Here is a 17,075-nt window from a genome sequence, read left to right on the forward strand (position 1 = left end):
CCGTGTGGGCAATCGTCCCGCTGAGGCGATGGGGGTCCCCCCTGGCGGACGATTGCTCACGACGGGGCGGCCGTGTGCTTCCGCGCGCCCCCGGGGGGTACGCGCCCCCGCGGGAGGGGCACGGCGGAGCGCGGTACCTTCGGGCCCCGCGTAGTCAAACCTCAGAGTGGAGTCAGACGTGAGCGTCAGCGCCCGGACGACGACCGACGGAACCGATCCCTTCGGCACCGCCCGGCTGCGGCGGGGTGTCCTCGACGCCTGGGGAGCCTCCCCGGCCCGCTTCCGCGAGGACGCCAACGCCGAGGAGGACCTCGCCCTCGGCGGCTACCGCGACCGCCTCGTCGTCGAGCTCGCCCAGAACGCCGCCGACGCCGCCCACCGCGCCGGCGTCACCGGCCGGCTCCGCCTCACCCTGCACCCCGCGGACCACGAGGGCCCCGCCCTCCTCGCTGCCGCCAACACCGGCGCCCCGCTGGACGCCACGGGCGCCGAGTCCCTGTCGACGCTCCGCGCGTCCGCGAAGCGCGAGCAGCAGGCGCACGGCGCGGTCGGCCGCTTCGGCGTCGGCTTCGCGGCGGTCCTCGCCGTCACCGACGAGCCCGCCGTCCTGGGCCGCCACGGCGGCGTCCGCTGGTCCCTCGCGGAGGCCCGCGAACTCGCCGCCGAAGCCGCCAGGTACAGCCCGGGCCTCGGTGACGAACTGCGCCGCCGCGACGGCCACGTCCCCCTTCTGCGGCTTCCGCTGCCCGCCGAGGGCACCGCTCCCGACGGATACGACACCGTCGTCGTCCTGCCGCTGCGCGACGCCGCCGCCCGCGACCTCGCCGAACGGCTGCTGTCCTCCGTCGACGACGCGCTCCTCCTCACCCTTCCGGGTCTGGCCGAGATCGTCGTGGAGACCCCCGAAGGGGTACGGACCCTCCGCCGCTCCGAGGACGACGGCTATGTGCGGATCGTCGACTCGGCCACCGGCACCCACCGCTGGCGGACCGTCTCCCACGGCGGCCCCCTGGACGCGGGGCTCCTCAAGGACCGTCCGGTCGAGGAGCGCCTGCGCCCGCACTGGTCGGTCACCTGGGCGGTGCCCGTGGACGCGGAGGGCGCCCCGCGCTATCCCCGGACGACCCCCGTCGTGCACGCCCCCACCCCGACCGACGAGCCCCTCGGCATTCCGGCCCTGCTCATCGCCTCCCTCCCGCTCGACACCGCCCGGCGGCATCCGGCGCCCGGCCCGCTCACCGACTTCCTGGTGCAGCGCGCGGCCGACGCGTACGCCGAACTCCTCGCCGACTGGCAGCCGGTGACGACCGCCACCCTCGACCTCGTGCCCGGTCCGCTCGGCAAGGGCCCGCTCGACGGGGCACTGCGCGAGGCGATCCTCGACCGGCTGCCCAGGGTCGCGTTCCTCGCGCCCGCGGCGCCGACGGAGGACCTTCCGGCGCTCCGCCCGATCGAGGCCGAGGTCGTGGAGGGCGCGGGCGCGGACACCGTGGACGTGCTCGCCGAGGTGTTTCCGACGCTCCTCCCGGCCGGTCTTGAGCGCCGCCCGGAGCTGCGGACCCTCGGCATCGGCCGGGTCCCGCTGACGGAGGCGGTCGACCGGCTGGCCGGGGTGGACCGCGCCCCGGAGTGGTGGTGGCGCCTGTACGACTCCCTGGCGGGCGTCGACCCGGACCGTCTGTCGGGCCTGCCGGTGCCGCTGGCGGAGGCGGGTGACGCCCCGCGGATCCGTACGGCGATCGGCCCCCGCCAGGTCCTGCTGCCGCAGGACCGTACGCCGGCGGAGCTGACCCGGCTCGGCCTGAAGGTCGCCCACCCCGAGGCCGCCCATCCGCTCCTGGAGAAGCTGGGGGCCCTGCCCGCCACGCCGCGCGCGGTCCTGACGACCCCGCAGGTGCGGGCGGCGGTCGCCGCCTCGCTCGACGCGGGGGAGATCTGGGACGAGGACGCGGACGCCCTGGACGGGGACGAGCTCGTCGAGACGGTCCTCACGCTCGTACGGGACGCGGAGCTCGAGCCCGGCGAGGAGCCGTGGCTGGGCGCGCTCGCCCTGCCCGACGAGGACGGCGAACTCTCCCCGGCGGGCGAACTGGTGATGCCGGGCTCGGCCTTCGCGGCCGTCATGCGCGAGGACGAACTGGCCTACGTGGACGCCGAACTTGCCGCCCGCTGGGGCGAGCAGCCGCTCGCCGCCTGTGGGGTCCTCGCCACGTTCGCCCTGGTCCGCGCCACCGATCTGCTGCTGGACCCGGACGAGGTCGAGCCGCGCGAGGGCGACTACCCGGAGCCGGACGACGCCGGGCTCCTCCACGCGGTCGACGTGTGGTGCGAGGACGTCCTGGACCGGCTCCCGGAGTCGCCGGTGCCGCCGGTGGCGACGGAGATCGTGGCCGTACGCGACCTGGACCTGGTCGACGACGACGCCTGGCCGCAGGCGCTCGCGCTGCTCGCGCGGCCGCCGCTGCGGGACGCGCTGACCCAGCCCGTCCGGGTGCTGCTGCCGGACGGCACCACGGAGACGGTCCGCTCGTACACCGCCTGGTGGCTGCGCGACCATCCCGTCCTCGACGGCCGCCGCCCGGCGGGCCTGCGCGCGGCGGGCACCGACCCGCTCCTGATCGGCCTGTACGACTCCGCCGACGCGACAGGCTTCGAGGACGAGCAGGTCCTGCGGGCCCTGGGCGTACGGACGTCGGTGGCGGCCCTCCTCGACGAACCGGGCGGCGCGGCGGAGCTCCTGGCCCGGCTCGCGGACCCCGGCCGTGAGGTCGGCGGCGCCCAACTCCACGCCCTGTACACGGCGCTGGCCGACCTGGACCCGGAACAGGTGACGCTGCCGGACGAGTTGCGCGCGGTGGTGGACGGGGCCGTGGTCGTCGTCGACGCGTCGGAGGCCGTGGTGGCGGACGCCCCGGACCTGCTTCCGCTGGCGGGCGGGATGCCGCTGCTGCCGGTGTCGCCGACGCGTGCGGCGGATCTGGCGGAGCTGTTCCAGGTGCGGCGGCTGAGCGAGGAGGTGGCGGCGGAGGTGACGACGGAGGGCGAGGAGCACGACGTTCCGGACGCGGTCCGCACGCTCCTCGGCCCGGCGACGCCCACGACGTACGTCGAGCACGAGGAGCTCAGGGCGGCGGGCACGGAACTCGACTGGCGCCGCACGGCGGACGGCGTGGTCCACGCCTCCACCCTGGAAGGGGTGGCGGCGGGCCTGGCCTGGGCTGCGGGCCAGTGGCCCCGCCGCTTCGAGGTGGCGGCCCTGCTGGAGGACCCGTCCCGAACGGCGGAACTGGCACGGGACCGCTGGTTCGACTGAGGGGCACGGGGCCTCAGCGGAGGGAGGGACCGGCCGTCTGTTCGTCGAGGGACAGGTGTTCTCTCAGTGCCGCGTTCTCGGCTTCCAGGAGGGCGATGCGCTTGCGGGCGAAGTACAGCTCCATCACCGCGTCCTGGAATTCGGACACGAGCTGTTCAGGGGTCAGTTCCATGGTCAGGCCGAGCCGATCACGGTCACGGCGCCGGAGGGGCCGCGCCACTTGAGGGCGCCGCCCTCGGCGTAGAGGACGCCCCCGTTCGTCGGGTTGGCGGTCGGGGCCGTGGTGGCGTTGCGGATGCCGATCACGCCGTCGCCGCCGCCGTACGACTCGCCGCTCGTGACGCCGAACATGGCGTTGTGGGCGGCCAGCGCCCCGCTGTTGAGCACCCGCAGCTTCGCGGCGCCCGTCCGGTCGCGGATCTCCACGACGCGGCTCGTGGCGTCCTCGTTGGCCTGCATCATCAGCCCGATCAGGGAGTTCCGTTGGGCGATCTCCACCCGCCCCCGGGGGGTGGCGCCGATCGGGAGGCCGACGCCCACCGCTCCGGAGCCCTTCACCACGAAGTCGTCCACGCCGTTGTTCCGCAGCGTGATGAGGTTGCCCTTGGTGGGGCCGGTGGAGTGGGTGACGTAGATGCCCTGTGCGGCGGTGCCGCCCGACTGGTCGGTGACGCCGTCCGTGTCCAGGTAGATGGAGACGGCGGCGGCTCCGCCGTCCGTGGCGTCCGCGTGGCCCCGGTGCAGGATCTTGAGCGTGCCCCTGCTCCGCTCGGTACCGGACAGGTACATCGCCGAGTCCTCCGGGTTGTCGGAGACGACGTTCAGCGCGACGCCGTTGCCGGCCACGCCCGCCTGGTGCACGGTCAGGGCGTGGAGTTTCGCCGTCGCCGTCGTGGACACGGTCCTGAACGACGAGGTCGTACCGCCGTCGGTGCGGAAGTTCCGGGCCTTCACCTCGCCCGGGTACGTCACGTCCCCCTCGGCCTCCCCGGCCGCCGACGCGGTCCCCGGCCCGGCGGCCACCGTCACGGCCCCCGCGGTGAACGCCCCCAGGAACAGCCTGCGCGTGCTGGTCACTCTCTCTCCTTCGTCCCACCCCTGGCCAACGGGTCGGCACGCTACGCCGTGGTGGGGCCTCGCGCCAGATCCGTCCGAAGCCGCCGGCCCCCTGGGGGAGGGGAGTTACCGGGCGGGGCTCAGGTCAGGCGGTGTGGCCCTGTCGTGCCGGGTTCCTCCGGAGGGACCGGTGGGCGAGGCCGAGGAGGAAGGCGTTGATCAGCGCGGAGAGGGCCAGCGCCGAGTAGTGGTAGGCGCTCGCCCAGGCCGAGAAGCCTGTCACCACGTCGGGGAGCAGCAGGACCACGCTGCTGGGCGCGGTGGCCAGGGCGAACCAGAAGTCCGCGAAGGCCTGGCCCTCGGTCCACGGGCTGACCAGCAGGGGGAGCGACGCCACGAGCGCCAGGTAGCCCAGTGAGACGGGGTTGGCGAACGTGAGCCGGACGATGGCGCGGGGGCGGCTGTCTCGCATGGGTCGATTCCTCCTGGACGGGTCGGTCGCGCCGTGTCGGCGCTGGTCCCATCGTGCGGCGGACCGCCCTCCGCCCACCTGAGTAGCGCTACTCAAACCGAGGTGAGCGCGTGCACGTCGCGGGCCTGGGTGATGCCGCCTGGGCCGCGACACGAGGGCCGCTGATCCGCCGGTCGCCCGCTACGCCGGGAACCTCCGGTCCACCCAGCGCCACGCGAACTCCAGCAGGGCCGCGCCCGCTGCCGCGATCGCCACGGCCGTCCACGGCATCGTCACGCCCACCAGCTTCAGCGCGAAGAAGTCCTGGAGCCACGGCACGACGAGGACCAGGAGGAACGCGCCTCCCATCGCCGCCACCAGGGTCAGGCGCCACCACGTGTACGGGCGGGCGATGATCGCCAGGACCCACATCGAGACCAGGAACAGGGTGAGCGTCGCCGCGCTCGTCTCGGCCGCCAGGGCGTCCGGTCCGGTGTAGTGGTGGCGGGCCAGCAGGTAGGTGGCGAAGGTCGCCGCGCCCGCGATGACACCGCCGGGGATCGCGTACCGCATCACCCGCCGGACGAAGTTCGGCTTCGCCCGTTCCTTGTTCGGCGCGAGCGCGAGGAAGAACGCCGGGACGCCGATCGTCAGGGTCGACAGGAGCGTCAGGTGGCGGGGGAGGAAGGGGTACTCCACCTGCGAGCACACCACCAGGACCGCCAGGAGGACCGAGTACACCGTCTTCGTGAGGAACAGGGTGGCCACGCGGGTGATGTTGCCGATGACCCGCCGGCCCTCCGCCACCACCGACGGCAGCGTCGCGAAGCTGTTGTTCAGGAGGACGATCTGCGCGACCGCCCGGGTCGCCTCCGAGCCCGAGCCCATCGACACGCCGATGTCGGCGTCCTTCAGCGCCAGCACGTCGTTCACGCCGTCGCCGGTCATGGCGACGGTGTGCCCGTGGGACTGGAGCGCCGCCACCATGTCCCGCTTCTGCTGCGGGGTGACCCGGCCGAAGACGGCGTTCTCGTCGAGGACCTTCGCCATCTCCTCCCGGTCGGCGGGGAGCGTGCGGGCGTCCACGGTGTTCGCCGCGCCCGGCATGTCGAGCTTTCCCGCGACCGCGCCCACCGAGACCGCGTTGTCGCCGGAGATGACCTTCGTGGCGACGTTCTGTTCGGCGAAGTAGGAGAGCGTGTCGGCGGCGTCCGGCCGCAGCCGCTGTTCCAGGACGACCAGCGCCGTCGGGCGGGCGCCGGTCGCGACCTCGGGGGAGTCGAGCTCGTGGACGGTCCGGGCCAGCAGCAGGACCCGCAGGCCCTGCTCGTTGAGGTGGTCGATCTCGGTCAGCGCCGGGTCGCCGGCGGGCAGGAGGACATCGGGGGCGCCGAGCAGCCACGTCGAGTTCTCGCCGTCGCCCTCGCTGAACGCCGCCCCGCTGTACTTGCGGGCCGAGGAGAACGGCAGGGCCTCCGTGCAGCGCCACTCCACGGTGTCGGGGTAGGCGTCGATGATGGCCTGGAGGGAGGCGTTGGGGCGGGGGTCCGATTCCCCGAGGGCGCCGAGGACCTTGCGTACGTACGTCTCGTCCGCGCCGTTGAGGGGCCGCAGTTCGGTGACGTCCATGCCGCCCTCGGTCAGCGTGCCCGTCTTGTCCAGGCAGACGACGTCCACCCGGGCGAGGCCCTCGATCGCGGGCAGCTCCTGCACCAGGCACTGCTTGCGCCCGAGGCGTACGACTCCGATCGCGAAGGCGACCGAGGTGAGCAGGACGAGTCCTTCGGGGATCATCGGGACGATGCCGCCGACCGTGCGGGCGACGGCGTCCTTGAAGTTGTTGTCCTTGACGACGAGCTGGCTGATGACGAGCCCGATCGCGGTCGGCACCATCATCCACGTCACGTACTTGAGGATGGTGGAGATGCCCGTCCGCAGTTCGGAGTGGACGAGCGTGAACCGGGAGGCCTCCTCGGCGAGCTGCGCCGCGTACGCCTCGCGGCCGACCTTGGTCGCGGTGAACGCGCCGCCGCCGGCCACCACGAACGAGCCGGACATCATCCGGTCGCCGGGTTTCTTCACCACCGGGTCGGCCTCGCCGGTGAGCAGGGACTCGTCGATCTCCAGGCTGTCTGCCTCGGCGACCTCGCCGTCGACGACGACCTTGTCGCCGGGGCCGAGTTCGATCAGGTCGCCGAGGACGATCTCGGAGGTGGAGAGTTCGGCGGCCACGCCGTCGCGCCGGACGGTGGGTTTCGCCTCGCCGATGACAGCGAGTCCGTCGAGGGTCTTCTTGGCGCGGAGTTCCTGGATGATGCCGATGCCGGTGTTGGCGATGATCACGAAGCCGAAGAGGCTGTCCTGGATCGGCGCGACGAAGAGCATGATCACCCAGAGCACGCCGATGATCGCGTTGAAGCGGGTGAAGACGTTGGCGCGGACGATGTCCGTGGTCGAGCGGGAGCTGCGTACGGGGACGTCGTTGACCTCGCCGCGGGCGACGCGTTCGGCGACCTCGGCGGAGGTCAGTCCGGCGGGACGGTGGACAACGGGCGGCCCCACCGCCCCGGCCTCGCCGCCGTCCGTGTCGATCTTCGCCCGCTGAGTCATGTTTTCGACGTTACGACCGGATTCGGCCGTTCACCTGCCGAGAAGGGCGAATCTCAGACCGGGGGAGGACGTGAATCGTCCCCCGGTGCCATGGCGGCCGCTACGCCCCGGGACCCTGGGGGGATCCGGTCCCCGCCTCGCCGGCCTCGCCCGCCCGGCTCGCCCCGCCCGTCGCGTCCGCCGCCCGCGCCGCCGCGTGCCGCTTGATCGCCGCGTCCCGCTTCCGTACGTACCAGATGCCGATCAGGCCGAGTCCGGCCCCGGCCAGGCAGGTCCACACCCACCAGGTCAGGTCCCGGTCGTCGAACCAGCCGTAGAACGGGACCTGGACGAGGAAGAGGACGAACCAGAGGATCGTGCCGCCGGTGATGGTGGCGACGACGGGCCCTTCGAGGGGCTCGGGTGCCTCGTGCTTCGGTGTCCACTTCGCCATGGGGGTCAGTCTAGGTGGCGGGATTTCGTACTCCTGCATGGTCTACGCGCGGAGATGGACGCCCCGTCGTTCATGTGTTCATACTGAAACGGTTTGCCTCTGGCGGGTTTCCTTCGTATGAACCGCCAAACGGACGTCTCCCGAAGAGGAACCCACCCCATGAGCACCACGGCCACCGCCAAGGCCACCTCTCCCGAGAGCCCCGATCCCTCGACCTCGGGCCTCGACCGCTACTTCAAGATCTCCCAGCGCGGCTCGACCGTCGCCCGCGAGGTCCGCGGCGGCTTCGCCACCTTCTTCGCGATGGCCTACATCATCGTGCTGAACCCGATCATCCTCGGCAGCGCCAAGGACATGTACGGGCACCAGCTCGACAGCGGCCAGCTGGTCACCGCCACCGTCCTGACGGCGGCGTTCTCCACCCTCCTCATGGGCGTCATCGGCAACGTCCCGATCGCCCTCGCCGCCGGCCTCGGCGTCAACACCGTCGTCGCCCTCCAGCTCGCCCCGAAGATGTCCTGGCCCGACGCCATGGGCATGGTCGTCCTCGCCGGCGTCGTCGTGATGCTGCTCGTCGCGACCGGCCTGCGCGAGCGCGTGATGAACGCGGTCCCGGTCGGCCTGCGCAAGGGCATCGCGATCGGCATCGGCCTCTTCATCATGCTGATCGGCCTCGTCGACTCGGGCTTCGTCTCCCGCATCCCCGACGCCGCGCACACCACCGTCCCGCTCCAGCTCGGCGGCGACGGTCACCTCACCGGCTGGCCGGTCCTGGTCTTCATCCTGGGCACCCTCCTCACCCTCGCGCTGATCATCCGCAAGGTCCCGGGCGCCATCCTCATCTCGATCGTCGTCATGACGATCGTGGCGATGGTGATCAACGCGGTCGCGACCGTCCCGTCCTGGGGCCTGACCACCCCGAAGTGGCCGGGCAACCCGGTCGCCTCGCCCGACTTCGGGCTCGTCGGCGAGGTCAGCCTCTTCGGCGGCTTCGAGAAGGTCGGCGTCCTCACCGGCGTCCTCTTCGTCTTCACCGTGCTGCTGTCCTGCTTCTTCGACGCCATGGGCACGATCCTCGGCGTCGGCGACGAGGCCAAGCTGATGGACAAGGACGGCAACTTCCCCGGCATCAACAAGGTCCTGCTCGTGGACGGCCTCGCCGTCGCCTCCGGCGGCGCGACCTCCTCCTCGGCCACCACCTGCTTCGTGGAGTCCACGGCGGGCGTCGGCGAGGGGGCGAGGACCGGTCTCGCCTCGGTGGTCACCGGCGGTCTGTTCTCGGTGGCGCTGTTCCTCACGCCGCTGGCCACGATGGTCCCGTCCCAGGCGGCCACCCCCGCGCTCCTCGCGGTCGGCTTCCTCATCCTGGCCGGATCGGTCAAGGACATCGACTGGAGCGACTTCACCATCGCGGTGCCGGCGTTCCTCGCGATGGTGATGATGCCGTTCACGTACTCGATCACCAACGGCATCGGCATCGGCTTCATCGCGTTCAGCGTGCTGCGCCTCGCGGCCGGCCGGGGCCGTGAGGTCCCGGTGGCCATGTACGTGGTGTCGGCGGTCTTCGTCTTCTACTACGCGATGCCGGCGCTCGGCCTCACGTGATCGCGGGGTGAGGCGGGCGCGCGCCCGCCTCACCGTCCGCCTCCCCGTAGAACTTCTCCGTCTCGTCGACGGCGGTCTTGAACCGCTCGTCGAAATCCTCGCGAATGAGCGTCCGGACGACATAGTCCTGGACGCTCATTCTCCTTTTCGCGGCGTGACTCCTGAGCCGGTCGAGCAGCTCACCGTCGATGCGCAGGCTGAGCACTGTCGATCCCATGTCGTTCAGGGTCGGGGCAGCCGGGGTTTCTTTGCGTCACTTTCTGGATCCGACTCACTCGTTTGGGTGATACATGGATGCGGAAGCGTGATCTGCGTGCATCCGGTTCACTCGCGTGCCTCATGTGATCCGTACTACGTCGGCGCGTTCCCGTTGGTATTTAGACAGAGTAATGAGTTAGGCTAACGAACATGCCTGACCTGTCCCACGGCACAGCCGACGACGCCGCGGCCGTGAACGCGCTCCGCTCCTCCGTCATGCGACTGGGCCGACGCCTCAAGCACCAGCGCGTCGACGAGTCGCTGAGCCCCACCGAGATGTCGGTACTCGGCACCCTCGCGCTCTGCGGCTCCGCCACCCCCGGCGAACTGGCCCGCAAGGAGCACGTCCAGCCGCCCTCGATGACCCGCATCGTCGCGCTGCTCGAAGCCAAGGGACTGGTCCGGCTCGAGCCGCACCCCGACGACCGCCGGCAGAAGGTGGTCAGCCAGACCGAGCAGGCCGAAGCCATGCTCGAAGAATCCCGCCGCAAGCGGAACGCCTGGCTGGCCACCCTCGCCGAAGGCCTGGACGAGGACGAATGGGCCAAGCTCCGCGCCGCCGCCCCGGTCCTGGAGAAGCTCGCCCACCTCTGACCGACACGCCAAGGAGGCGACGCACTTTGAGTACGGGACCCGGAGCAGACTCCGCACCCGTCCACAAACCCACCCTCGATACCCGCGGGCGGGGGGAAACCTTCTCCTCGCTCCGCATCCGCAACTACCGGCTGTTCTTCACCGGCGCCATCGTCTCCAACACCGGAACCTGGATGGCCCGCATCACCCAGGACTGGCTCGTCCTGAGCCTCACCGGCTCGGCCGCCGCCGTCGGCATCACGACGGCTTTGCAGTTCCTGCCGATGCTGCTGTTCGGCCTCTACGGCGGAGTCATCGCCGACCGCTACCCGAAGCGACGCCTGCTGCTCGTCAGCCAGGCCGCCCTCGGCCTCTGCGGCCTCGCGCTCGCCGTCCTCACCCTCTCCGGCAACGTCCAGGTCTGGCACGTCTACCTCATCGCCTTCCTCCTCGGCATGGTGACCGTCGTCGACAACCCGGCCCGGCAGTCCTTCGTCTCCGAGATGGTCGGCCCGAAGCAGCTGCGCAACGCCGTCTCGCTGAACTCGGCGAACTTCCAGTCCGCGCGGCTCATCGGCCCCGCCGTCGCCGGCGTCCTCATCGCCGGAGTCGGCAGCGGCTGGGCCTTCCTCCTCAACGGCCTGTCCTTCCTCGCCCCCCTCGTGAGCCTCCTGCTCATGCGCACCGGCGAACTCCACAAGGTGGAACGCGCCCCGCGCGGCAAGGGCCAGCTCCGGGAGGGCCTGCGGTACGTGGCCGGGCGGCCGGACCTGATCTGGCCGATCGTCCTCGTCGGCTTCATCGGCACCTTCGGGTTCAACTTCCCGATCTGGCTCACCGCCTTCTCCGGCGACGTCTTCCACGTCGGCGCCGGCGCGTACGGCTTCCTCAACACCCTCATGGCGGCCGGCTCGCTCGTGGGAGCCCTCGCGGCCGCCCGGCGCGGCTCGACCCGGCTGCGGATGCTGGTGATCGCGGCGGGCGTCTTCGGCGTCCTGGAGATCGCGGCGGCGCTGTCCCCGGCGTTCTGGCTGTTCGCGCTGCTGCTCGTACCGATCGGAATGATCGGCCTCACGGTCAACATCACCGCGAACTCGGCCGTCCAGATGGCGACGGACCCGGCGATGCGGGGCCGGGTCATGAGCCTCTACATGATGGTCTTCGCCGGCGGCACCCCCATCGGCGCGCCGCTCCTCGGCTGGGTCACCGACACCTACGGCGCCCGCGTCGGCTTCGCGACGGGCGGCCTGATCTCCCTCGCGGCGGCGATCACGGTGGGCCTGATCCTGGCCAAGGTGGGCGACCTGAAACTCGCCTGGACCTGGCGCCACGGCCACCCCCAGGTCCGCTTCGTCTCCCGCGAACGCCTGGCGACCGCGGCGTAGCCCTCGGGCGGGGGCGGCGGGAGGCCCCGGGGCCGGGGCCTCCCGGCGTCGTCGGCCCGGCTCGGGGCCTCCCGTCGTCGGCCCGGCCCGAGGCCGGGTCTCCCGTCGTCGTCGGCCCGGCCTGAGGCCTCCCGCCGTCGTCGGCCCGACCCGGGGCCGGGGGCCTCCCGCCGTCGTCGGCCCCTGCTCAGACCCGCTGTTCCAGCACCTGCCCCGCCCAGTCCCCGACCAGGAACGTGTCCGTCGGGGTGAAGCCCTGGCGTTCGTAGTACGCGACGAGGCGGCCCTCGCTGCCCGCGAAGCAGTCGACCCGCAGCAGCGACACCCCCTGGCGCCGGGTCTCCTCCGCCGCGTGGGCGAGCAGCGCCGCGCCCACCCCGTGGCCGTGGAACCGGCCGTGGGTCGCGAGCAGGCGTACGTACACCTCCGGCTCGTCCGCCGGCGCGATGTGCTGCCCGGGGAACGGCGTCAGCGTCATCGTCCCCGCCGGTACGCCGTCGATCTCGGCGATCCACGGATCACCCGCGGCCATCGTCTCCTCGACCTGCTTCACCGCCTTGGGCCGCTCCGAGAACGGCTCGGTGCCCCACTGCGCGGTGATGCCCTTGCCGTTGAGCCACACCACGGCGCTGTCGAGCACCCCGAGTATCGCGGGGAGGTCCGCCGCCCCGCCCTTCCTGATGGAGATCTTCATGCCGCAGAGGCTAACCGCTGCCACACTCGCCTCATGAGGCTCTTCGCCGCCGTCCTGCCGCCGCCCGAGCGCCTGGACGAGCTCGGGCACGTCGTCGACCGTCTGCACCACCTGCCCGGCGCCGACGGGCTCCGCTGGACCTCCCGGCCCGGCTGGCACCTCACCCTCGCCTTCATGGGAGAGGTCGACGACGGCCTGCTGCCCGAGCTGCGCGTCCGCCTCGCCCGGGCCGCGCACCGCACCCCGCCCTTCCCGCTCCGACTGCACGGCGGCGGGCACTTCGGGCGGCGCGCCCTGTGGACCGGGGTCGCGGGGGGCCTGGACGAGCTGCGGCTGCTGGCCGAGCGGGCCGACGCCGCCGCGCGCCGGGCCGGGGTCCCGATGGAGGAGCACCGCCGCTACCAGGCGCATCTGACGCTCGCCCGCGCCCGGGCGGACGCGGTGGACCTGCACCCGTTCCTGGACGGGCTCGCCGGCTTCGAGGGGACCCGCTGGGAGGTCGGGGAGCTGGCCCTGGTCCGCTCGAACCTGCCGGTCAGCGGCGTGCGGGGCGAGCAGCCACGGTACGAGCGGGTGGACGGCTGGCCGCTTGAGGGAGCGGGGTGAGGCCCGCGCCGAACGGCCGGGTAACCTCGAAGCGTGGACCCGAAGACCCGTAACCGCATCATGGCCGGCGTGCTCGTACTGATGTTCGCCATCATCGCCCTGGCCTCCGTCGCCGGCCAGTAGCACCGCCGACGCCCCCCAGGCGCCCCGTCGCCACCTCGTGGGAACCCCCTTGCTTCGAGCGCACTCGAAGCAGTTGGCTTGACGACCATGAAGTACACGCAGCTCGGACGCACCGGACTCAAGGTCAGCCGACTCGTCCTCGGGACGATGAACTTCGGACCCCAGACGGACGAAGCCACCAGCCACGCCATCATGGACTCGGCGCTGGACGCGGGGCTCAACTTCTTCGACACCGCCAACGTGTACGGCTGGGGTGAGAACAAGGGCCGGACCGAGGAGATCATCGGGTCCTGGTTCGCCAAGGGCCACGGCCGCCGGGACCGTACGGTTCTCGCCACCAAGGTCTACGGGAACATGGGCCCCGACGGCGAGGCCTGGCCCAACCACGACAAGCTCTCGGCGCTCAACATCCGCAGGGCCGTCGAGGCCAGCCTCAAGCGCCTCGGCACCGACCACATCGACGTCTACCAGTTCCACCACGTCGACCGGTCGACTCCCTTCGAGGAGATCTGGCAGGCGATCGACGTCCTCATCCAGCAGGGCAAGGTCCTCTACGCCGGCTCCTCCAACTTCCCCGGCTACAAGATCGCCCAGGCCAACGAGACCGCCGCGCGGCGCGGCTCCGTCGGCCTCGTCAGCGAGCAGTGCCTCTACAACCTCTTCGAGCGGCGCGCCGAGATGGAGGTGATCCCCGCCGCCCAGGAGTACGGCCTCGGCGTCATCCCCTGGTCCCCGCTGCACGGCGGCCTGCTCGGCGGCGTCCTCAAGAAGGAGGCCGAGGGCAAGCGACGCACGGAGGGACGCGCCGCGGCGACCCTCGCCGACCCGGAGTCCCGGGCGCGCCTCCAGGCGTACGAGGACCTGCTCGACAAGCACGGCCTTGAGCCGGGCGAGGCGGCCCTGGCGTGGCTCCTCACCCGCCCGGGCGTGACCGGCCCGATCGTCGGCCCCCGCACGCCGGAGCAGCTGGCGAGCGCGCTGCGCGCCCTGGAGGTGGAGCTGAGCGAGGAGGTCCTGTCCGGTCTCGACGAGATCTTCCCGGGCCCGGGCCCGTCTCCCGAGGCCTTCGCCTGGTAGGAGGCCCGTGCCGGGCGGCGCCGGGCCGGACGGACAGTCCGTGCGGCCCGGCGCCGGCGTCTCATCCCTAGGGCGAGCCGCTGGCCCGGCGCCGGTGTCTCATTCCGAGGGCGACGCGCTCGCCGTCGCGATCGGCCGGCGGATCTCGTCGCGTATCTTGCGGGTCTCGGCCGCCGCCACTTCGAGCGTGCTGGTGGGCTTGAACGCGACCGCGACGGTGGTGTTGTCGTCGCCCCAGCCGCACACGGTCCGGCTGTCCACGGTCGTGCACCGGATGTCGACGTCCGAGCCCGGCGGACGGATCACTCGGGGCGGGTCGCTGACGCTCTCCCTGCCCGTGACGGTCATGGCGCGTATCAGCGAGTCCCGATCCGCCTCGGGGTGCGTGTACCGGCCCGACGAGCCGTACACCTCCACCGTGCGGAACGGGACCCCCTTCTCGCTGCCGGAACTGGTCACGGTGTAGTCGGCCGAGTAGTGCGTCGAACCCTTCTGGCCCGAGCCGTCCTCCTGCGGGTCCGGCGGGAGGCGGTTCTCGATGTTGCGCCCGTACGCGCCGTCCACGATCGACTCGGGGATGACGAGCTCGTGCGTGGCCTGCGGGTAGGACCCCGGCCCGCCCAAGTCCCCCGAGACGTAGATCCCGTAGCCCGCGCCGGCGAGCACGATCAGGGCTCCGGCCACCATGGCGGCCATCTTTCCGGCGGACGTCTTGCCGGCCGGGGACTCGGCGCGCGGGACCGCGGTGACGGTCGCCGCGTGGGCGATGCCGCCGTCGGGGGAGGAGGGAACGGTCGGGGGGTGGGCGGCGGCCGGGGGCGGCGTCGCGGCCGGCGCCGGTGCGGTCGCCGATGCTCCCGCGATCGCCGGGGCCCGCGAGGTGTCCGGGGCCCGCGAGGTGTCCGGGGTCCGTGCCGTATCCCGGGCCTGCGTGGTCTCCGGGGTCCGTGCCGTGTCGGGGGTCCGTGTCGTCTCCGGGGTCCGTGCCGTGTCCGGGGCCAACAGGTCCAACAGCCCTCTCGGGGACGGCCTTTGTGCCGGGTCCTTGGCCAGGCAGGCCGCGACCACCGGGCGTACGGCCTCGGGTACGGCCGTCAGGTCGGCCGGCTCGTGCACGGCCCGGTACATCAGCATCACCGGCGTGCCCTCCCCGAACGCGTGGCCGCCGGCTGCCGCCACCAGCACCGCGCCGAGCGCGAACACGTCGGCGGCGCCGGCGACTTCGTGGCCCTGGGCCTGCTCGGGCGCCAGGAACCCGGGCGTGCCGAAGGCCGCGCCCGTGGAGGTCAGCCGGGTCGATTCCAGGGCCCGGGCGATGCCGAAGTCGAGCACCCTCGGTCCGTCGTCGGCCATGATGATGTTGCCCGGCTTGAGGTCGCGGTGGATGAGCCCGCAGTCGTGGATGGCCTGGAGTGCCTCCGCCAACGCCGCGCCGAGCAGCCGCAGTCGGGCCTCGTCCATCGGTCCCCGCTCGGCGAGCAGCCGTGAGAGCGTCGGTCCTGGGATGTACGCGGTGGCCAGCCAGGGCGCGGCCGCGTCCGGGTCGGCGTCGACGACCTGCGCGGTGTGGAATCCGCCGACCCTGCGGGCGGCGTCGACCTCCGCGCGGAACCGGGCGCGGAAGTGCGGATCGGCGGCCAGTTCGGGCCGGGCCACCTTGACGGCCACGGTCCGTCCGCCCCGGGACCGCGCCAGGTAGACCGTTCCCATGCCGCCCGCGCCGAGCTCGCGCTCCACGGTGTAGTCGCCGATGCGCTCGGGCAGTTCCCCGCCGTCCACTCGCCACCCCCTGTGTCGTACGCCCCCGTTGGAATGCCGCCGGTCAGTATGGCCGACCCGTCCGGCGGGGGCACCCGGGGCTCGGGTCTACGGCGCGCCGAGCCAGCTCGTGGCGTCCAGGCGGAACGCCGTCTCCGCGGGGACGACGCTGCGCAGGGCCGCCTCCATGTCGCCGACGCGGTCGGCGCCGAGGGCCGCCGCCCATTCGGCCCGCAGGTCGTCGAAGATCGCGGCGGAGCGGGCGAGGGCGTCGTAGCCGCGCGGGGTGAGGTGGACCAGTTTCCGGCGGGCGTCGCTGGGGTCGTCGGCCCGCTCGGCGTAGCCGAGGGCGAGGAGCCGGTCGACGGTCTTGCCGGCGGCCTGCTTGGAGACGCCGAGGCGCCGCCCGATCTCGCTGGCGGTGGCGCCGTGTACGCCGACGGCCTGCATGGCGAAGCCGTGGGCGGGCCGCACGTCGGGGTGGCCCTCGGCGGCGAGGCGGGCGTGGAGCCGGTCGATGAGGGTGCGGAAGCCGCCGAAGAGGAGCAGGGGGAGTTCGTAGCCCCTGCCGCCGGTGCTGCCGCTCTTGCTTTCGTCCTCCGTTCCGCCTTCTCCCTTGCCGTTATCGACAACCTGGTTTACGTTTTCCCTCGACACATGGTCAACCATGTTGTCGATTCTACTCTTCCGAGCCGAGCAATCCGAGCCTGGAGTCGCCTTGTCCGTGGACATGTCCACCCGCACCGCCAACGCCATCGCCCTCCTCAAGGAGTCCCCCGAGACCCTGGACGGCTTCCTGAAACTCAGCCAGATCTTCGAGTCCACCACCCTCGACCCGCACTCCCGCGAGACCCTCATCCTGACCGTCGCCGAACGCAACCAGTGCCACCTCTGCGTCGACATGCACGAGGCCAAGATGGCCGCCCTCGGCCCGGCCCCCGACGCCGAACGCCTCGACGCCGTACGCCGGTTCACCCTCCGGGTCCTCGCCTCGTCCGGAGCGGTCGGCGACGCCGACCTCGCCGACTTCGAGAAGGCCGGCTACACCCGCCGCAACGCCCTGGAGGTCGTCCTCGGCATCGGCGCGTACACCCTCTCGACCTTCGCCAACCGCCTCACCCGGGCCGCCTGAG

General features: G+C 72.3%; 16 protein-coding genes. 7 read left to right on the plus strand and 9 right to left on the minus strand.

The genetic code is table 11. The features are described from left to right. Positions 1-166: 166 nt before the first annotated feature. Entirely contained in the window at positions 167-3,313 is a 3,147-nt protein-coding gene (locus DEJ43_RS20740) for a sacsin N-terminal ATP-binding-like domain-containing protein (RefSeq protein WP_015035340.1), read from the plus strand. A gap of 13 nt (positions 3,314-3,326) precedes the next feature. Here the strand turns inward: DEJ43_RS20740 and DEJ43_RS37535 are convergent, their stop codons facing one another. From DEJ43_RS37535 to DEJ43_RS20760, 5 genes are all read right to left on the minus strand, one after another. Further along, positions 3,327-3,485: a hypothetical protein gene (locus DEJ43_RS37535; protein ID WP_015035341.1), complete on the minus strand. Its 159-nt coding sequence runs from the start codon at positions 3,483-3,485 to the stop codon at positions 3,327-3,329. Between the two features lie 2 nt (positions 3,486-3,487). Next, a complete protein-coding gene (locus DEJ43_RS20745; RefSeq protein ID WP_015035342.1) occupies positions 3,488-4,390 on the minus strand; it encodes a hypothetical protein in 903 nt (300 codons plus the stop codon). A 124-nt stretch (positions 4,391-4,514) separates the two neighbouring features. After that, positions 4,515-4,841 carry an SCO4225 family membrane protein gene (locus tag DEJ43_RS20750; RefSeq protein ID WP_015035343.1) on the minus strand — a complete coding sequence of 109 codons (327 nt, stop codon included), beginning with the start codon at positions 4,839-4,841 and terminating at the stop codon, positions 4,515-4,517. A gap of 180 nt (positions 4,842-5,021) precedes the next feature. Further along, a complete protein-coding gene (locus DEJ43_RS20755) occupies positions 5,022-7,430 on the minus strand; it encodes a cation-translocating P-type ATPase (protein ID WP_041662740.1) in 2,409 nt (802 codons plus the stop codon). Positions 7,431-7,530: 100 nt separating this feature from the next. Beyond that, positions 7,531-7,863 (minus strand): DUF2530 domain-containing protein, encoded by a 333-nt coding sequence (locus tag DEJ43_RS20760; RefSeq protein WP_041662741.1) that lies wholly within the window; start codon positions 7,861-7,863, stop codon positions 7,531-7,533. A gap of 159 nt (positions 7,864-8,022) precedes the next feature. Here DEJ43_RS20760 and DEJ43_RS20765 point away from each other — a divergent pair, with 159 nt between their 5' ends. Continuing rightward, positions 8,023-9,468: an NCS2 family permease gene (locus DEJ43_RS20765; RefSeq protein WP_015035346.1), complete on the plus strand. Its 1,446-nt coding sequence runs from the start codon at positions 8,023-8,025 to the stop codon at positions 9,466-9,468. Here the strand turns inward: DEJ43_RS20765 and DEJ43_RS20770 are convergent. Next, complete coding sequence (locus tag DEJ43_RS20770) at positions 9,461-9,685, minus strand: hypothetical protein (protein ID WP_015035347.1); 225 nt, start codon at positions 9,683-9,685, stop codon at positions 9,461-9,463. The two genes, DEJ43_RS20765 and DEJ43_RS20770, sit on opposite strands and share 8 nt — an antisense overlap. A gap of 191 nt (positions 9,686-9,876) precedes the next feature. Between DEJ43_RS20770 and DEJ43_RS20775 the strand changes: the two genes are divergently transcribed. Both DEJ43_RS20775 and DEJ43_RS20780 read left to right on the plus strand, forming a co-directional pair. Next, positions 9,877-10,320 (plus strand): MarR family winged helix-turn-helix transcriptional regulator, encoded by a 444-nt coding sequence (locus DEJ43_RS20775; RefSeq protein WP_015035348.1) that lies wholly within the window; start codon positions 9,877-9,879, stop codon positions 10,318-10,320. Positions 10,321-10,346: 26 nt separating this feature from the next. Next, positions 10,347-11,684, plus strand: coding sequence for an MFS transporter (locus tag DEJ43_RS20780; RefSeq protein WP_015035349.1), 1,338 nt, complete (start codon positions 10,347-10,349; stop codon positions 11,682-11,684). Positions 11,685-11,871: 187 nt separating this feature from the next. Here the strand turns inward: DEJ43_RS20780 and DEJ43_RS20785 are convergent, their stop codons facing one another. Next, positions 11,872-12,378: a GNAT family N-acetyltransferase gene (locus DEJ43_RS20785; protein WP_041662743.1), complete on the minus strand. Its 507-nt coding sequence runs from the start codon at positions 12,376-12,378 to the stop codon at positions 11,872-11,874. A gap of 33 nt (positions 12,379-12,411) precedes the next feature. Between DEJ43_RS20785 and thpR the strand changes: the two genes are divergently transcribed. Both thpR and DEJ43_RS20795 read left to right on the plus strand, forming a co-directional pair. After that, positions 12,412-12,984, plus strand: coding sequence for an RNA 2',3'-cyclic phosphodiesterase (gene thpR, locus DEJ43_RS20790; RefSeq protein ID WP_015035351.1), 573 nt, complete (start codon positions 12,412-12,414; stop codon positions 12,982-12,984). 210 nt (positions 12,985-13,194) lie between these two features. Then, on the plus strand, positions 13,195-14,184 hold the full coding sequence (locus DEJ43_RS20795) for an aldo/keto reductase (RefSeq protein ID WP_015035352.1): 990 nt from the start codon (positions 13,195-13,197) through the stop codon (positions 14,182-14,184). Between the two features lie 99 nt (positions 14,185-14,283). On the opposite strand, the gene DEJ43_RS38785 is transcribed toward DEJ43_RS20795, so the two are convergent. Together DEJ43_RS38785 and DEJ43_RS20805 are read right to left on the minus strand one after the other, a co-directional pair. Continuing rightward, positions 14,284-15,963, minus strand: coding sequence for a serine/threonine-protein kinase (locus DEJ43_RS38785; RefSeq protein ID WP_015035353.1), 1,680 nt, complete (start codon positions 15,961-15,963; stop codon positions 14,284-14,286). Positions 15,964-16,050: 87 nt separating this feature from the next. Continuing rightward, entirely contained in the window at positions 16,051-16,611 is a 561-nt protein-coding gene (locus DEJ43_RS20805) for a MarR family winged helix-turn-helix transcriptional regulator (RefSeq protein ID WP_015035354.1), read from the minus strand. A 61-nt stretch (positions 16,612-16,672) separates the two neighbouring features. Between DEJ43_RS20805 and DEJ43_RS20810 the strand changes: the two genes are divergently transcribed. After that, on the plus strand, positions 16,673-17,074 hold the full coding sequence (locus tag DEJ43_RS20810) for a carboxymuconolactone decarboxylase family protein (protein ID WP_233448072.1): 402 nt from the start codon (positions 16,673-16,675) through the stop codon (positions 17,072-17,074). Position 17,075: the final 1 nt, after the last annotated feature.

Source organism: Streptomyces venezuelae ATCC 10712, assembly GCF_008639165.1.
In the GTDB taxonomy this organism is placed as follows: Bacteria; Actinomycetota; Actinomycetes; order Streptomycetales; family Streptomycetaceae; genus Streptomyces; species Streptomyces venezuelae.